This is a genomic window from Xanthomonas cannabis, assembly GCF_040616535.1.
Lineage (GTDB): Bacteria > Pseudomonadota > Gammaproteobacteria > Xanthomonadales > Xanthomonadaceae > Xanthomonas > Xanthomonas cannabis.
Genome location: NZ_CP136580.1, coordinates 2,288,147 through 2,304,873 on the forward strand (window position 1 = coordinate 2,288,147; position 16,727 = coordinate 2,304,873).

Below are 16,727 nucleotides of genomic sequence, written 5' to 3' on the forward strand. Positions count from 1 at the left end.
AGGGGAAGGAGGCGTTGGTGGAACGCCGCTGCAGCGCTGGCAACCCGTTGCCTTCTCCCGCGGGCGGGAGAAGGTGGCGCGCAGCGCCGGATGAGGGCCGTTGGTCTTTAGCTGATGGTGCCGACCAGCTTCAGGCGCTTGTCTTCCGGCACTTCGCTGTAGGCCAGCACCGACAGGCTGGGCACGCTGTGGCGGACCAGGCGGGCCAGCGCCGCGCGTACCTGGCCGGGGACCAGCACCACCGCCGGTTCGTTGCGGGCTTCCTGCTTGCCCACGCAATCGGCCAGGCTCTGGTGCAGGCGCTCGGCCAGGCCGGGTTCCAGTGCCACGCCGTTGCCGTGGGTGGATTCCTGCAGCACGCGCTCCAGCTGCGGGGCCAGGGTGAACACCGGCAGTTCGGCGGACATGCCGGCGATCTCCTGCACGATGAAGCGGCCCAGCGAGGTGCGTACCGCTGCGGTGAGGGTGGCCGGGTCCTGGCTGTGCGGGGCGTGCTCGACCAGCGCTTCGACGATCTTGCGCAGCTGGCGTACCGGGATGCGCTCGATCAGCAGGTTCTGCAGCACGCGCACCACCACCGACAGCGGCAGCGCCTTGGGGGTGAGGTCCTCGACCATCTTGGGCGCGGTCTTGGCCAGGGTTGCCAGCAACTGCTGCACTTCTTCGTGGCCGAGCAGTTCCGGGGCGTGTTCGCGGATCAGGTGCGACAGATGGGTGGCCACCACGGTGGCCGGGTCGACCACGGTGTAGCCCATCGATTCGGCATAGGCGCGCTGATGCGGCTGGATCCAGGTGGCGTCCAGGCCGAACGCCGGGTCCTTGCCGGGAATGCCGTCGAGCTGGCCGAGCGCACCGCCCGGGTCCAGCGCCAGCTCGCGGTCGGGGTAGATTTCGGCGGTGGCCACCGGCACGCCGTGCACCAGCAGCCGATACGCATTGGCCGACAACTCCAGGTTGTCGCGGATATGCACCGGCGGCACCAGGAAACCGATGTCCTGGGTGAGCTTGCGGCGCACGCCCTTGATGCGCGCCATCAATTCGCCGCCCTGGTGCTTGTCCACCAGCGGGATCAGCCGGTAGCCCACTTCCAGCCCCAGCGGGTCGATCGGGCGCAGTTCGTCCCAGCTCAGTTCCGCGCTGGCCTGGGCGGCAGTGGCCGCCGCAGCCGCCTGCGGGTCGGCGGCCGCATCCCCTGCCGCCGGCGCCACCAGGCTGCGCTTGTACATTTTCCAGGCGATCACGCCCAGGATCAGGCCCAGCGTCAAAAACGCGACGTTCGGCATGCCCGGCACCAGGCCGACCAGGCCCAGGATGGCCGCGGCCACCGCCAGTGCGCGATGCTGGCCGAACACCTGGCTAATCATTGCCCCGCGCATGTCCTGCGCCCGCGAGGCGCGGGTCACCAGCAAGGCCACCGAGGACGACACCAGCAAGGCCGGCAGCTGCGCCACCAATCCGTCGCCGATCGACAGCAGGGTGTAGGTGGACGCGGCATCCACGAAGCTCATGCCGTGCTGGAACATGCCGACGGCCATGCCGCCGATGAGGTTGATGAACAGGATCAGGATGGCGGCGATGGCGTCGCCGCGGATGAACTTGTTGGCACCGTCCATCGCGCCGTAGAAGTCGGCTTCCTCGCGCACTTCCTCGCGGCGGGCCTTGGCTTCCTCACGCGTCAGCAAACCGGCGTTGAGGTCGGCGTCGATGGCCATCTGCTTGCCGGGCATGGCGTCCAGGATGAAGCGCGCGGTCACTTCCGACACGCGCCCGGCACCCTTGGTGATGACCACGAAGTTGATGATGGTCAGGATCGCGAACACCACGATACCCACGGCGTAGTTGCCGCCGATCACGAACTGGCCGAACGCCTCGATCACCTTGCCGGCGGCGGCGTGGCCGTCCTGGCCGTTGATCAGGATCACGCGGCTGGAGGCCACGTTCAGCGCCAGCCGCAGCATCGTGGTCATCAACAGCACGATGGGGAAAATGGTGAATTCCAGCGGGCGCTGCACGTACACCACCGCCAGCAGCACCATCAGGGAGATGGCGATGTTGAAGGTGAACAGCGCGTCCAGCACCGGCGCGGCCAGCGGCACCATCAGCATGGCCAGCATGGCCATCAGGGCCAGCGGGGCACCCAGGCCGTTACGCAGCAACTCCATGACGCGGCGGGCGTTCATCGGGGCGGGTTGGGCGCTCATGCGCTGGCCCCCTTGCCGAACTCATCCACTTCGAGCGAGGGCAGTTCCGGCATCGGGCCGCCATTCCACCCGCGCAACTGGTAGACGTAGGACAGGGCCTGGGCCACGACCGAATAGAGTCTCACGGGAATTTCCTTGCCGATTTGGGCTTCCCTATACAAGGCGCGTGCCAAAGGCGGGGCGGTGACGATCGCCACCCGGTGCTGTTCGCAGGCTTCGCGGATGCGGAAGGCCATTTCGTCCACGCCCTTGGCCACCACGATCGGCGCGCGCATCTTGCCGCCCTCGTACTTGAGCGCCACCGCGTAGTGGGTCGGATTCATCAGCACCACGTCGGCCTTGGGCACTGCTTCCATCATCTGGCGCTGCGACATCTGCATCTGCATCTGGCGGATGCGGCCCTTGACCTCCGGGCTGCCCTCGCTTTCCTTCATCTCGCGCTTGATCTCTTCGCGGGTCATCTTCAGCTTCCGCAGCCAGTTCCACTTCTGGTACGGCGCGTCGATGGCCGCCAGCAGCACCAAGGCGCCTGCGGTGTAGAACAGCAGGCTCTTGGTGAAGTCCAGGCCGTTGCCCACCGCCTGTTCCAGCGGCTGGTTCACCAGCGCACGCAGGCCGGGCAGGCTCTTGGAGATGCACAGCCAGGCGGCCAGGCCGACGAACAGCAGGCGCAGCACCGACTTGACCAGCTCGGCCAGGCTGTTGCTGCCCCACATGCGCTTGATCCCGTTCATCGGGTTGAGCTTGGTGAGGTCGGGCATGATCGCCTTGCTGGAAAAATGCAGGCCGCTCATCATCAGCGGCCCGGCCAGCCCGGCCAGCAGGCACACGCCGATCAGCGGCAGCATCACCCACAGCAACTGCAGCAGCAGGTCGCCGAAATGGCCGAACAGGGCCATCGGGTTTTCGCGCATCCTGGGGTCGGGGCTGAGTGCGGTCTTCATCCAGACCGCCGCGCCATCGCCAATGCCGCCGGCCAGTGCCATCAACCCGAACACGCCGGCGCCAAACACCGCGGCGGTGGACAGCTCGCGCGATTGCGGGAAGTTGCCCTGTTCGCGGGCCTCGCGCAGGCGTTTTTCGGTGGGAAGCTCTGTACGCTCGCCGCCGTCTTCGGACTCGGACATGGGGATGCCGGTGGGGGATTACGCCCTCCGATGCAAGCGGCATTCCAGAACCGCGACCGCCAGCCCCGGACGCCGGCAGCGACACAGCGTGCCAAGCCTGCAGGCGGCGATCGTCCTGGACCGTGATCGTCCTGGACCGTTCACCCGTTCCCCCGTTCCCCCGTTCCCCCGTTCCCCCGTTCACCCGCTTTGCCGCTTTGCCGCCAGCTCGCCCAGCGGCCGAGCACGGGCGCGCGCAACGCACCGACGCGCCCCACGGAGAGCCTGGGTCCCCGGTGCATGGGGGCGCGCGCTCAGGCCACCGAAATCTCGGGCTCTTCCGGCTCGATACGGTTGCGGCCGTGGCGCTTGGCCCGATACAAGGCCTCGTCCGCACGCGCCAGCAGGGTGGCGGCGGTGTCGCCGACGCGGTACCACGCCACGCCGATCGAGCAGGTCACCTGCAGCGCGCGCGCAGCGCCCACCTCGTAGGGCGACAGGCTGATCGCCTCGTGGATGGCGCGCAGCCGATGCTGGCCCTGACGGGTCATGCCGGGCAGCAGCAACAGCAGTTCTTCGCCGCCGTACCGGCCCACCTTGTCCGAATCGCGCAGGCAGGCGGTAAGCCGCGCGCCCACCTTGGCCAGCACCGCATCGCCGACCAGGTGGCCGTGTTCGTCGTTGACCTGCTTGAAGTGGTCCAGGTCGATCAACACCACCGCCAACGGGTGTTCTGCATGCGCGCAGGCCTGCAGTTCCTCGCCCATGGCCTCGAGAATGCCGGAGCGGTTGAGCAGGCCGGTGAGCGCGTCGTGGCTGGCCTTCAGCGCCAGCGCGGCGCGTGCGCTTTCCAGCTCGTGCTTCTCGCGTTCGAGCTGATAGGTGCGCTCGGCCACCAGCTCGGCCAGCATGCGCTCGCGCGCCATCAGATGACGGTGGCGCCAGCTCCACAGCCCGATCAGCAGGCCGCTGCCGATCAGCAGGTACAAGGCAATCGCAGGCGGGCTGCGCCACCACAGCGGCGCCACCGCAAAGGCCAGGTCCACGACCGGCGAGGCGGTGCGCCGATAGCGGTCCAGCACCTGCACCTGCAGGCGGAAGTGCCCGGACGGCAGCGGCGGTTGGTCGATCGACAGGTCGTCACTCTGGATCCATTCGTCGTGCAGGCCGAGCAGGCGATAGCGCACGGTCAGCCGGCTCGGGTCGTCGTAGACCTCCATCGTGGACAGTTCGATATGCAGCGGTTTGTCGCTCCAGCCCAGCAGCTGCCCGCTGCGGATCGGGACGCCGCCGCGGCTGACGCTGTCGATCCGCACGCTGGGCTGGCGATCGTCGAACAGCCGCGCCGGGTCGGCCAGGTGGCTGACGCCGCGCGCGGTGCCGATCCACACCGAACCATCCGGATCCTCGGCGAACGCCGCTTCGGACACGTCGTCCCAGATCAGCCCCTGCGATTGCGACAGATGCGCCCAGCGCTCGCCGTCATAGACCTCCACGCCACGCGCATGGCCCACCCAGATCCGGCCCACGCTGTCGCCGCGCAACAGGTACACACCCACATCGCGCAGGGCGTCGTCACTGATGGCCTGCAGGTCCACGCCGTCGGCCAGCACCCTGCCGTGCCAGACGCCGGGGCGGTAGAACGCCAGCCACACTTCGCCGCTGTCGCTGATATGGAACTTGCTTACCCACGGCTCGGCATCGCCACCGTTGACCTTCACCGGCACCTTGGCCCAGTGCGCGCCGCGCAGCCGGAACAGCCCATTGGCGCTGGACACCCACAGCGTGCCGTCGGCGGTCTGCTGGATATCGGTGTAGGCAATGGCGGGCATGCCGGCAACTGGCTGCAGCGCGCCACCCTCGAGCGGGCGCTCGATCACGAACAGTCCGCCGGCGGTGAGGATCCATAGCCGGCCCTGCCGATCCAGGAGCAGGCGTCTGGCGGTGCGCGGGAGTTTGGCCACCTCGGCGTTGCGACCATCGGGCCAGAAGCGCTGCAGGTGGCCGGCCGAGTTGAGCGTCCACAGGCTGCCGTCGCTGCTGCGCTGCATGCCCACGATCTGGATGCCGGCTTGCGGCAGCGCCGGTGCAAAGCGCCCGCCCGGGTGCGCCTGCCGTCCCACGCCGTGCTCGTTGCCCACCAGCAAGGCGTGCTGCGCATCGCGTGCAATGGACCAGGTCGGGGCGGGCGGCATGCCCTGGGTGGCGTCCCAGTTCTCGATCCATTCGTAGCCGGCCCAACGCACCAGGCCTTCGCCGTCCACGGTCATCCAGAGGTCGCCGTCGCGGTCGACCACGATCGCATCGCTGCTGCCCGGTGGCAGCCCGTTGTCGGCGCCGAAGGTCCGCCAGCGGCCGTGTTCCCAGCGCACCAGGCCATCGTTGCGGCGCACCAGCACGCGTCCTTCGCGATCCATCACCAGCGGTGCCTGTCGTCCGACCGTGCTGCCGTCCAGCAGCGGCAGCGGGCGCACTCGGAAGCGGTCGTCACCCGGCGCGCGGTGGAGCAGGGTCCCGGCGCCACGGGCCCACAGCCCGCCGTCGCGATCGCGCAGCACGCTGGACCAGCGATCCTCCGGCACGCCCTGGTCGGGGCCATAGACCTGCACCCGGCGTTGCGCGTCGATGGCGCACAGCTTGCGCGCACACCCCACCCACAGGGTGTCGCCCTCCACCGACAGACTCATCGCCTTGGACAGTTCCGGCACCCGCACCCGCGTGGCGGTGTCCAGCAGGTAGTCGCTATGCCACTTGCCGTTGCTGCGCGGGCGCAGCACCTCCAGTTCGCCGCCGTTGAGCATCACCGTGCCCCACGACGGGCTGGCCAGCAGCATGCCGTCCTGCAGATGCTCGGCCTCGTCGCGGGCAAGCTTGCGGAAGCCATGTTCGTCGCCGACGAACAGCGCCTGGAACCCGGCAACCCACAGGCGACCGTCCGGCGCTTCGCTCATGGCGGTGATCGGTTCGTTACGCAGGCCGTCCAGCGGAACCTGCTGGAAGATGCGGCCGTTGTAGCGATACAGGCCGCTCTCGGTGCATACCCACAGCAGGGTATGGCGGGTCTGCAACAGGCAGGTGCCGGCCAGGCCGAGCAGGCCCTGATCGTGGGCATAACGCCGAATGCTGGCGCTCTGCGCACCGGCCAGCTCCGCAAACGACAGCAGGGCCAACAGCAGCACCGCAGCCAACGGTGGCACTCGGCCTGACGACCTCGATTGGCGGTGCAAGAACCCCACGGGCGTTTCGATCTCCCACGCATCCAAGCGTGTGGTCCGCGCCATCGCGCGGACGTCTCACGCTTGCCATTGATGGCCCCATCCCAGGCCACGATCTATCGACTAGCGGCTGTGCATGCGACTTACTTTAATTGCATTAAGTAATCGATCGATGCGGTGAATCAGCGGGCCGGACCGTGCCGCAGTCCTGTCGTGGAACGGCCGAGACCAGCGTCAATGCACGATCTGGATCGCGGTCAAGGCTGCAGCGCAAAGCTGGGCGCCGGGGCGGCGGCGCTGGCGCGGAGCGTCCATCCCGCTGCTGGGCAACCAGAGCGCCCTGCGCCGGATTGGCCCTTGTGGCCGTGCTGGTGCACACGCGATATCGGCGCACACGCCGGCCCTGCGCAGCGCTGCCGCGGCGCTGCACCGGTCGGATCAGTCGAGATGACCGGCCGGTGCGACAGGGCGCACCGGCCCATGGTCGTAATCGATGCGATTGCGGCCGCTGCGCTTGGCGGCGTACAGCGCTGCATCGGCGCGGGCCAGCAATTGTTCGAGGGTTTCGCCGGGCTGGAACCAGGCCACGCCGATCGAGCAGGTGACATGCAGCCAGCCGCCATCGATGGGGTAGTCGCCGCAGATGCCGCGGTGCAGGGCATCCAGCCGATGCGTGGCCTCCTGCGTCAGCCCCGGCATCAGCGCCAGCAATTCCTCGCCGCCGTAACGGCCGATGCGGTCCTCGCCACGCACCAGCGTATCCATCCGCCGGCCCACCCCGGCCAGCACCGCATCGCCGGCCAGGTGGCCATGCTGGTCGTTGACCAGCTTGAAATGGTCCAGGTCGATCAGCACCACCGCCAACGGCCGCGCCGTCGCATCGGCGCGTTCCAGCAGGTCGCGCAGGGCCGCCAGGATGCCGGCGCGGTTGAGCAGGCCGGTGAGTTCGTCGTGGGTGGCCTTGAGCGCGAGCGCGGCACGGGCCGATTCCAGATCGCGCTTGTCCTGCTCCAGCTCGGCGGTGCGTTCGGCCACCAGCTGCTCCAGCTCGCGCTTGCGGCGCAGCAGTTTGGCGGTACGCCAGCGCAACAGCACGATCACCGCTGCAATGGCCAGCACCCCATAGCCGATCAGTGCGGGGATGCCGCGCCACCAGGGTGGGCGCAGCACGAAGTGGAACCGCGCCACGGCGCTTGCGCTGCGTTGATAGGCATCCAGCGCCTGCACCTCGAGCGTGTAACGGCCCGGTGGCAGCAGTGGGTAGGTGAGATGGCTGAGCGAGGTGGTGGTCCAGCGCGCCTGATGGCCTTCCACGCGATAGCGGAAACTGATCCGCTCGGCGCCGCCTTCGACGCCAGGCGTGCGAAGCTCGATGTCCAGCGGCGTTTCGGACCAGTCCAGCGCGCTGCCGGCCCGGACGATCTGGGTGCCGCGACGGACCTGGCCGATCTCGACCTTGAGCGCCTGTGCCGCAAACAACCGCTGCGGGTCGCGCAGATGGCTGAGCCCTCTGCTGCTGCCGATCCAGATGCTGCCGTCGTCGTCTTCCAGAAACGCATTGGACGAAAGGTCGTCCCACAGCAGGCCTTCTGCACGGGTGATGCGCGACCAACGTCCCTGCTGGTACAGATCCAGCCCCTGGCTGCTGCCCACCCATAGCCGTCCCTTGCGATCGTGACGCAGGATGAATGGCATCACCCTGGACAACAACGGGTCGTCCACCGCCTGGACCGGCAGGCTGCCATCGGCCTGCAGGCGGCCATGCCATAGCCCGGTTTCGCGCAATGACAGCCAGATTTCGCCATCGGGTGCGAAATCGATCTGGTACATGTCCTGCGTGGGCAACGTGCCGGTGACCGGCACGTGCACCCATGTCGTGCCGTCACGCCGGTACAGACCATCGCCGGTGGCGGCCCACAGGCGGCCTTGGGGGTCCAAGTCGATGTCACCAATGAACCTGGTCGCCATCGCCGGATCGGACACCAGCGTGTAAGGCGGGCTGGCTTGGCCGTGCCCGAGCCCGCGCGAGGTCGCAATCCAGACCGAACCGGTGGCATCGAACAGGATCTTGTAGCCCGGCCGCGGCAGATCCATCACCTGCCGGGTCAATCCGGTGACTGGATCGCGCCGCGCGATGGCGCCGGAGTAGTACGACACCCAGGCCGCGCCGTCCGGTGCCACCGCGATGTTCAGCGTCTGCGACAACGGCTTGCCATCCTCCAGCCGCCACGGCTGCGCACGCACGGCGTGTCGCGCGAGCAGGTTGGCACCGCCGTCGGCGCCTACTGCGAGCGTGCCGTCGGGCAGGCGCTGCATCGACCAGATGGGCGCCGACGCCATGCCCTGTGCTTCGGTGAGATGCTCGATGTTGCCGTAGCCGAGCAGGCGCTGCAGCCCGGTCCCGCGCGTGCCGATCCACAAGGTCCCGGTGCTCTGGAACAGCAGCGGGCCAACCATCGCATCCAGCTGCAGGCCCTGATCGGTGCCGATATCGGTCCAATGCGAACCGTCCCAACGCACCAGGCCGTGATCCGACCGCGTCAGCATGCGGCCATGCGCGTCTTCCACCATCGTGGTGGCGCCGGACATGGTTTCGAAGCTGTTGTGCGGATTGGCCGGGCGCTCCTGGAAACGGGAGGCGCCCGGTTCGCGCGACACCATGATGCCGCCGCCGCGCAACCACAGCCGGCCGCCACGCTCGCGAAAGATCACGCGCCACCGCCTGGCCGGTACGCCATCGGCGTCGGACAAGGTTTCGACCACGGTGCCATTGGCGTCCAGACGACAGACGCCGGCATTGCAGGACACCCACAGGAACCGGCCATCGGCCAGCAGGGTAGGGCCGGTCTTCAACACGGTGCCATCGCGCGTTTGCAGTGTCAGCGTCTGCACCTGCCAGGAACCGTCGGCAGCCGGCGTCAGCGCCAGCAGCGCGCCATCACTGATGACCGCCACGCCGTTGCGGTAGCGCGCGATCACGTTGCCCGCATCGGCCCTGATGCGCTTGCCCTCCTTCAACACCTGCACGAACCGCTCGCCGCTGCGCACGAAGACGCCATTGGCGGTGGCAACCCACAGCCGCCCTGCATCGTCCAGCGTCAGCGCGCGCGTATAGCGGGCATCCAGCCCGCTCTCCCGCTCGACCGGAATGAAGCGGTCGCGTTCGAAGCGGTGCAGCGCCAGCTCGGTCGCCACCCACACCTCGCCGCGCCGGTCTTCGACCAGCCCGTTGATGGTCATGCCCTGCAAGCCGTCTGCCTGCCCGTAATCGCGAAGGCTGTAACTCTGTGCGTGCGCGCCGGTCATGCAGGCCAGCAGCAGCGCGACCGCCAGCAGCCACAGACGCGCCCGCGACGCAGCGCGTCGCGAAGCAGGGCAGGCGAACAGCGCTGAGATGAGCATCGGTTTCCGCGGAAAGAGGGGTGTGCCGATTGAACGGGCCAATCGTCCCCAGCGTTGACGGCGACCGGTTACAAAACTTGAGGTGTGGCGTGGTCAGCCCGTCAGTTCTCTGGCGGCATCGAAGGCAGTGTCGAACATGCGTTGCACCGGCGGGGCGAATTCGCTCGCAAAGCTGGACAACAGGAACAGTCCCAGCAACACCGTCAGCGGCAGGCCCAGCTGCATGGGGTTCAGCGCCGGTGCCGCCTTGGCCAGTGCGCCGAAGGCCAGGTTGACCGCCAGCATCGCCACCATCATCGGCAACGCCAGGGTCAACCCGCCGCGCAGGATCTGCAGGAACAATGTCGGCGCCACTTCGGCAAAGGCGCCGGCATCGGGGATTGCGGTGCCGATCGGCAGCGCCTTGTAGCTGTCCACCAGCAGCGCGATCACCGCCAGGTGGCCGTTGGCAGCAAAGAACAACAGCCCGAAACCGATATAGAACCACTGTGCGATCACGCCGGAGGTCACCCCGCGCATCGGGTCGGACATCTGCGCGAACGACAGGCCGGTGGACTGCGACACCAGCTCGCCGGCCAGCGCGCCCGCCTCGAAGATCAGCTTGAGCATGAAGCCCATGCTCGCGCCCACCGCCAGCTCGCGCGCAATGCTCAGCACTGCGCTGGCGGTGAACCCGTCCCACTCGGGCACTGGCGGCAGGATCGGTGCCAGCGCCATCGCCAGGGTCCCGGTCAGCATGACCCGCACCCGCCCGGGCACCGCACGCGTGCCGATCAACGGCATGGCGGTCAGCAAGGCGCCGGTCCGCAGCATCGTCCACATGATCGCCCCGACCATCGCAAACGCGCGCTGGCCGTCGATCACCATCTGGGTGGCAGCATCCATCCGTGCCGGCCCGCTAGCCGATCAGATGCGGAATGCGCTGGAACAGCGCGATGGTGAACTCCACCAGGTGCCCCAGCAGCATGCTGCCGGTGGCAAACAAGGTGGCCGTCAACGCGACCGCCTTGGCCACGAACGCAATGGTGGGTTCGTTCAACTGGGTGGCGGCCTGCACCACGCCAATGACCACACCGACCACCAGCACCGCCAGCAGCATCGGCCCGGCAATCCACAGGACGGTGACCAGGCCACCACGCAATTCAGTCAGGGCGATTTCAGGGCTCATGGGGTGCTGTGATGCAAGTGGGGTGCCAATGGGGGCGGGGAATCGGGATTCGGGAATCGGGAATCGGGAGTCGGGAGTCGGGAGTCGGGAATCGGGAATCGGGAATCGGGAATCGGGAATCGGGAATCGGGAATCGGGAATCGGGAGGCGGGAGGCGGGAGGCGGGAGGCGGGAGTCGGGAGTCGGGAGTCGGGAATCGGGAATCGGGAATCGGGAATCGGGAATCGGGAGGCGGGAGGCGGGAGGCGGGAGGCGGGAGGCGGGAGTGTGAATAGGGGGAGGAGAGCTGAGCTGGTTCGACGGTGTATGGGCTCAGGGAGCTGCGGGCTGCAGGAGCTGGCCCCTCTCCTGCGGGAGAGGGGTTGGGGTGAGGGTGCGGGGCGAAGCCACCCGTGTTGTGTCGCTCCGCTGGGGCATTGCTCCGCTGTAGGCTTCGGCCGCCACTGGCTGCACTGGCTATCGCCGTTGTCATTTGCTCTGCAGTAGCGTCGGCGCTTGCTGCTCTACCTCGGGACCGCCCACCGAAGCCGGCAAACCGGGTAGACACGCAAGCAGGGCGGCGCGCATGCAGGCCTTGCGGCTACGACGCGTTGAAGCTCGCCGCCAGCGTGCCGACCACCAAGACCCAGCCATCCACCAGGATGAACAGCAAAATCTTGAACGGCGCGGAGATCAGCATCGGCGACAGCATCATCATGCCCATCGACATCAGCACGCTGGCCACCACCAGGTCGATGATCACGAACGGGATGAAGATGAGAAAGCCGATTTCGAAGGCGGTCTTCAGCTCGCTGGTCACGAACGAGGCCACCAGCACCGGGAACGGCACCGCGTCCGGGCCGGCGTACTTGCCGTCGCCGGCCATGCCCGCGAAGGTCATCAGATCGGTCTCGCGGATCTGCGCCAGCATGAAGGCGCGCAGCGGCTGGGTGGTCAATGTCCAGGCGGTGGAGAAGTCGATCTGGTTGTTGAGGTACGGCTGCAGGCCGGCGCCCCACATCTTCTGCCACACCGGCATCATCACCAGTGCGGTCAGGAACATCGCCAGGCCCAGCAGCACCTGATTGGACGGGGTCTGGCCGGTGCCCAGCGCCTGGCGCAGCAGGCCCAGCACGATGGTGATGCGGGTGAAGGCAGTCAGCACCAGCAGCATCGACGGCAGCAGGGTGATCGCCGTCATCAGCAGCAGGGTCTGCAACGGCAGGCTGACCGGCTGGTCGCCGATGCGGCCCACGCTCACGTTGGGCAGGTTCGGCAGCTGGTTGGAACCGGGCGGCACTGCCGCCGGGGCAGCGGCAGGGGCGGCGGCCTGGGCCATCGACGGCAGCGCGGCCGGGGCGGCGGCGGCCAGCAGCGGGCAGCTCATCACCAGCAGGATCAACACCAGGCGGAGGCTGCGCCCCCAGCGATTCCAGCTACTGAACATGTCACGGATCCTTGCGCAGCTTCTGAGCGAGCAGCTGGGCGAAATTGGGGAGTTGCTTGAGGTTGGGCAGGGTGGGGGCAGGCGTGGGCGGCAGCGGTTCGGGCAGGGTATGCAGGGTGCTGATGCCGCCGGCGGTGACGCCGAGCAACAGCTGCTGGCCGTTCACTTCCACCACCACCACGCGCTCCTTGGCACCCACTGCCAGGCTGGTCACCACGCGCAGGCCCTCGCTGCTGCGAAATCCGCTGCCGGGCATGCGCTTGAGCAACCAGCCCAGGCCGACGATCAGCGCGAGCACCAACAGCAATGCAAAGACTGCGCCAAACAGGCCAGGCGAGGACGGCGCCTGCGCGCCGACCTGGGTGGCCTTTGCCGCGGCCGGCGCCGCGGCGGCCAGCAGGCCGATCACCGCAGCCTCCGGATCCGTTCGCTGGGGCTGACCACATCGGTCAGGCGGATGCCGAAGCGGTCGTTGATGACCACCACTTCGCCATGCGCGATCAGGGTGCCGTTGACGTAGACGTCCAGCGGTTCGCCGGCGCCGCGCTCCAGTTCCACCACCGAGCCCTGGTTGAGCTGCAGCAGGTTGCGGATCGGGATGCGCGCACGGCCCACTTCCAGCGACAGCGTCACCGGCACGTCCAGGATCACGTCCAGGTTGAGGTCGGCAGCGTTCTGGTCTTGCTCGGCCTGCAGGCTGTCGAAGGTGGCGGGCGCGGCGTCGAGGGTGTCGGAGTTGATCATGAGTTGGAGTCCTGGGAGGGAACGGCGCGCGGGGCTTGCACGCCCGGCGGGCGCACGGCGGTGATCTTGACGGCGTTGTTGCCGTTGGAGACGCCGAATTCGCCGGTGAACAAGGGGATGTCTTCAACGCACAGCGGCACCTGGGCGGGCAGGTCGATCGGCAGGATGTCGCCGACCTTCAGGCCGGTGAGCTGGCGCAGGCTCATGCGCTTGCTGGCCAGCACGCTGGACAGGGTCACTTCGGCGGTGTCCAGCTGCTCGCGCAGCATCACGTTCCAGGAGTCGTCGCGGTCGTTGCGGTCGCTCTGGATGCCGGCGTCGAGCAGTTCGCGGATCGGCTCCAGCATCGAGTACGGCAGGGTGATGTGGATCTCGCCGCCGCCGCCTTCCAGCTCCACATGGAACCGGCATACCACCACGTACTCGCGCGGGGTGACGATGTTGGCGAAGTGCGGGTTGATCTCCGAATTGATGTACTCGAAGTCCACGTCCATCACCGGCGCCCAGGCTTCCTTCAGGTCGGCGAAGGTCTGCTTGAGCATCAGCTGGATCACGCGCATCTCGGTGGCGGTGAATTCGCGGCCTTCGATGCGGGTGTGGAAGCGGCCGTCGCCACCGAAGAAGTTGTCCACCACGGTGAACACCAGGGTCGGTTCGAACACGATCAGGCCGGTGCCGCGAAGCGGCTTGAAGCGGATCAGGTTGAGGTTGGTCGGCACATACAGCGAGTGCATGTACTCGTTGAACTTGACCAGGTCGATGCCGCGCACCGACAGGTCGGCCGAGCGCCGGATCAGGTTGAACAGGCCGATCCGCCACAACCGCGCAAAGCGCTCGTTGACCATCTCCAGGGTCGGCATGCGACCGCGGATGATGCGGTCCTGGCTGGACAGGTCGTACTGGCGCGCCTCGCCGGGCAACGGCTCCGGCTCGGTGTTGACCGCGCCCGAATCCACGCCGTGCAGCAGGGCATCGATTTCGTCCTGGGAAAGCAGGTCACTGACGCTCATCGGGCAGCCTTACTGGGTAACGAAACTGGTGAACAGCAGTTCTTCGACGCACTTCTTGCCGGTTTCGCTGGTCATGACCTTCTGCGCTTCGGCCAGCGCGGATTTCTGCAGCTTCTGCTTGCCGGCCAGGTCGGCCACGTCGGTGGCCTTGACCTGGGACAGCAGCATCAGCAGGTGCGCGCGGATGGCGGGCGCGTTTTCGGTAATGAGTTTGAGCTCTTCCGGGTCGCGGGTGACCAGCTGCACTTCGACCTGCAGGTACTGCGGGCCGTCGCCCGGGTCGGCCAGGTTGACCACGATCGCCGGGTCCATCGGAAAGTACTGGGCCGGCTTGGGGACTTCGGCCACCTTGGGTGCGTCGTGCTTGCCGCCTTTCTCCTCACCCTTGTGGCCCAGAAAGAACCAGGCGCCGCCGCCGGCCGCGGCCAGCACGACCACGCCAATGGCGATCAGCAGAAGAGGCTTCTTGCCGCCTTTCTTCTTTTCGTCCTTGTCTTCGCTCTTTTCGGGTTTCTTTGCGGCTGCCACGGTGTGCTCCAGGGGAATGCTCACCCGATGGATGCAATCGGCATGCCAAAACTGCGACGGTTTCCTGGCGCGGTGTGCGCGCAGACGTGAAAACCCCCGCAAGCCTTGCGCTGCAGGGGTGTCGGGCGGGCGGCAGCGGCGCCGGGGCGGCCGGTTTGCGCAGTGCGCCGGCCGATCCGGCGCGCTGGCTCAGGCGTAGGCGTCCAGCAATCCACGCTGGCGCAACACCACCGACGGAATTCCGACGGGCGGGCTGTCGTCCAGGCTGAGGCCATTGCCGTCGCGGCCACCGCCATTGCGGTTGCCGGTCTGGCTCTGCTGTTGCTGCCCTACATCGGCCTGCCCGAGCTGGAAGCCGTTCTGCCCGAGCATGTCGCGCAGCCGCGGCAGGCTCTGTTCCAGCGCCTGACGGGTGTCGGCATTGGCGGCGGTAAAGCTGGCGTTGACCTTGTCGCCATCCAGATGCAGGCGCACCTCCACCGGGCCCATCTCGTTCGGGGTGACCTTGATATGGGCGTGGCCGATCTTCTGGTCGGCCAGCCAGCTCAGGCGCGCGCCCATGGCGTCGTCGAAGCTGTCGCTGCCCAGGTCAGGGGTGGGGGTGGGCGAGGCGCTGAAGATCGGTGTCGCCTCCTGCAGGCGGTTGAGTGCCGGCGCGGTGGTGGTCGGCAGGACGAATGCCGGGGCATCCGGCGCGGCCGGAGCTGCGCTGTCGTCGGCGACCGGCTCCAGTGCCTTGGCGGCCATGCTCATCAGCGCGGCGGTCTGCGCATCGCCGCTCACTGCCGTGGTCGAGGTGGGCTTGGCGCCGGCAAGGGCGGCCGGCGCCAGCGCGCCCAGGGCGGGTAGGGCGGTCGTGGCCGTCGCGGTGGCGGCGGGGGCGGCTGCGTCGGTGGGCAATGCGGTCGCTGCGGGCGTGGCGCTGGCTGCGCCGGCCATGCTGGCGGTCAGCGCTGCGGCTGCCGCAGCCAGGACGTCGCCGCCCGGCAGCGCCTGGGCCAACAGGCCCATGCCGAAGCCGCCCAGGCCTTGCGGCGGCCAGCCGGCATCGGTGCTGGTGGCCGTTTCGGCGGTCGCGTCTTCGCTGGCAGCGGCGGCCTTGGCGGTCTTGCCGCTCTTGCCGGCGCTGGCGGCCGTGCTGCTGTCGGTGGTTGCCGGATCCTTGGTGGCGCTGGAGGTGGCGGGCTTGGCCTGGCCGTCCTGCGCACGCGGCCGTGCGGTGGCATCGCCGGCCGCATCGTCGCGCGTGTCGTCGTCGCGCTGGGTGTCGGACTGCTTGGGCTTGGGCGCGGCCGGCTTGGCCGGCACGCGCTCGGGCGCCTGCGCGTGGCCGGGCGTATTGGCAGGATGGAGCATGCGCGCAAACTGGTCCTTGGCCGGGTCCTGCTCGGACGACGGGTCGCTGTAGCTGGACTTCTTGCCGTTACCGGCAAGCGCGCCGAGGCCGGCGGCGAAGGCGGACAGGGGGTTCATGCGGATTCTCCGTGAGTATCTTCGGCCCGCGCCAGGCGCGAGCGACGTGCGCCCAGATCGTCCATCTCGCGCTGGTCGCGGCGTTCGATCACCTTGTTCTCCTGGGCGCGGTAGCTGGCCGCCAGTTGCTCCAGCACCTGCTTCTCGCGGCTGGCCAGCAGCAGGCGGGTGCGCTCGGATTCGACCTTGGCGATGTTGCTCTGCACGGTCTGTGCCTGCTGCAGCACGGCGCTGTCGAGCCGGTCCAGAAAGGCGCGGCGGTTGCTCAGCGCTACCGCGCTGGTGCCGGCCATGTGGCTGTTGGCGTATTCCTCGGCGTAGCGGCGCAGTTCTTCCAGGCGCGACTGATGGGTCTCCAGGGTGCGCTGGCGCTCGGCCAGGTCGCGGGCGACCTTGTCTTCCTGTTCCTGGGCCCGCCGCAGCAGGGGATCGATTCGCTTGGACTGCATCATGG

At 68.1% G+C, this 16,727-nt stretch carries 13 protein-coding genes; all 13 read right to left on the reverse strand.

Features of this window, described 5'->3' with window-relative positions:
* Nucleotides 1-107: 107 nt before the first annotated feature.
* The 13 genes from flhA to fliJ all read right to left on the reverse strand — a co-directional run bounded on the left by flhA (nt 108) and on the right by fliJ (nt 16,725).
* Nucleotides 108-2,180: a flagellar biosynthesis protein FlhA gene (gene flhA, locus RZV17_RS09745; RefSeq protein WP_179455426.1), complete on the reverse strand. Its 2,073-nt coding sequence runs from the start codon at nt 2,178-2,180 to the stop codon at nt 108-110.
* A 17-nt stretch (nt 2,181-2,197) separates the two neighbouring features.
* Complete coding sequence (flhB, locus tag RZV17_RS09750; RefSeq protein ID WP_355608948.1) at nt 2,198-3,328, reverse strand: flagellar biosynthesis protein FlhB; 1,131 nt, start codon at nt 3,326-3,328, stop codon at nt 2,198-2,200.
* A 293-nt stretch (nt 3,329-3,621) separates the two neighbouring features.
* Nucleotides 3,622-6,543, reverse strand: coding sequence for a diguanylate cyclase (locus RZV17_RS09755; RefSeq protein ID WP_355608951.1), 2,922 nt, complete (start codon nt 6,541-6,543; stop codon nt 3,622-3,624).
* A gap of 417 nt (nt 6,544-6,960) precedes the next feature.
* Nucleotides 6,961-9,828, reverse strand: coding sequence for a diguanylate cyclase (locus RZV17_RS09760; RefSeq protein WP_355609293.1), 2,868 nt, complete (start codon nt 9,826-9,828; stop codon nt 6,961-6,963).
* 189 nt (nt 9,829-10,017) lie between these two features.
* Nucleotides 10,018-10,809 (reverse strand): flagellar biosynthetic protein FliR, encoded by a 792-nt coding sequence (gene fliR / locus RZV17_RS09765; protein WP_047696075.1) that lies wholly within the window; start codon nt 10,807-10,809, stop codon nt 10,018-10,020.
* A 13-nt stretch (nt 10,810-10,822) separates the two neighbouring features.
* A complete protein-coding gene (locus RZV17_RS09770; RefSeq protein WP_005917968.1) occupies nt 10,823-11,092 on the reverse strand; it encodes a flagellar biosynthetic protein FliQ in 270 nt (89 codons plus the stop codon).
* Nucleotides 11,093-11,672: 580 nt separating this feature from the next.
* Complete coding sequence (fliP, locus tag RZV17_RS09775; protein WP_104580591.1) at nt 11,673-12,518, reverse strand: flagellar type III secretion system pore protein FliP; 846 nt, start codon at nt 12,516-12,518, stop codon at nt 11,673-11,675.
* A gap of 1 nt (nt 12,519) precedes the next feature.
* Nucleotides 12,520-12,927, reverse strand: a complete 408-nt coding sequence (fliO, locus tag RZV17_RS09780; protein ID WP_355586547.1) for a flagellar biosynthetic protein FliO — start codon at nt 12,925-12,927, stop codon at nt 12,520-12,522.
* Nucleotides 12,924-13,262 (reverse strand): flagellar motor switch protein FliN, encoded by a 339-nt coding sequence (fliN, locus tag RZV17_RS09785; RefSeq protein WP_355608955.1) that lies wholly within the window; start codon nt 13,260-13,262, stop codon nt 12,924-12,926. The genes fliO and fliN overlap by 4 nt, the downstream gene beginning before the upstream one ends.
* Nucleotides 13,259-14,272 (reverse strand): flagellar motor switch protein FliM, encoded by a 1,014-nt coding sequence (gene fliM, locus RZV17_RS09790; protein WP_039565009.1) that lies wholly within the window; start codon nt 14,270-14,272, stop codon nt 13,259-13,261. Before fliM ends, fliN begins: the two co-directional genes overlap by 4 nt.
* Before the next feature lie 9 nt (nt 14,273-14,281).
* Nucleotides 14,282-14,824, reverse strand: coding sequence for a flagellar basal body-associated protein FliL (locus RZV17_RS09795; protein ID WP_179455335.1), 543 nt, complete (start codon nt 14,822-14,824; stop codon nt 14,282-14,284).
* A 165-nt stretch (nt 14,825-14,989) separates the two neighbouring features.
* Nucleotides 14,990-16,273, reverse strand: a complete 1,284-nt coding sequence (locus RZV17_RS09800; protein ID WP_355608958.1) for a flagellar hook-length control protein FliK — start codon at nt 16,271-16,273, stop codon at nt 14,990-14,992.
* Nucleotides 16,270-16,725, reverse strand: coding sequence for a flagellar export protein FliJ (gene fliJ, locus RZV17_RS09805; RefSeq protein WP_039407767.1), 456 nt, complete (start codon nt 16,723-16,725; stop codon nt 16,270-16,272). The genes RZV17_RS09800 and fliJ overlap by 4 nt, the downstream gene beginning before the upstream one ends.
* Between the last annotated feature and the right edge of the window lie 2 nt (nt 16,726-16,727).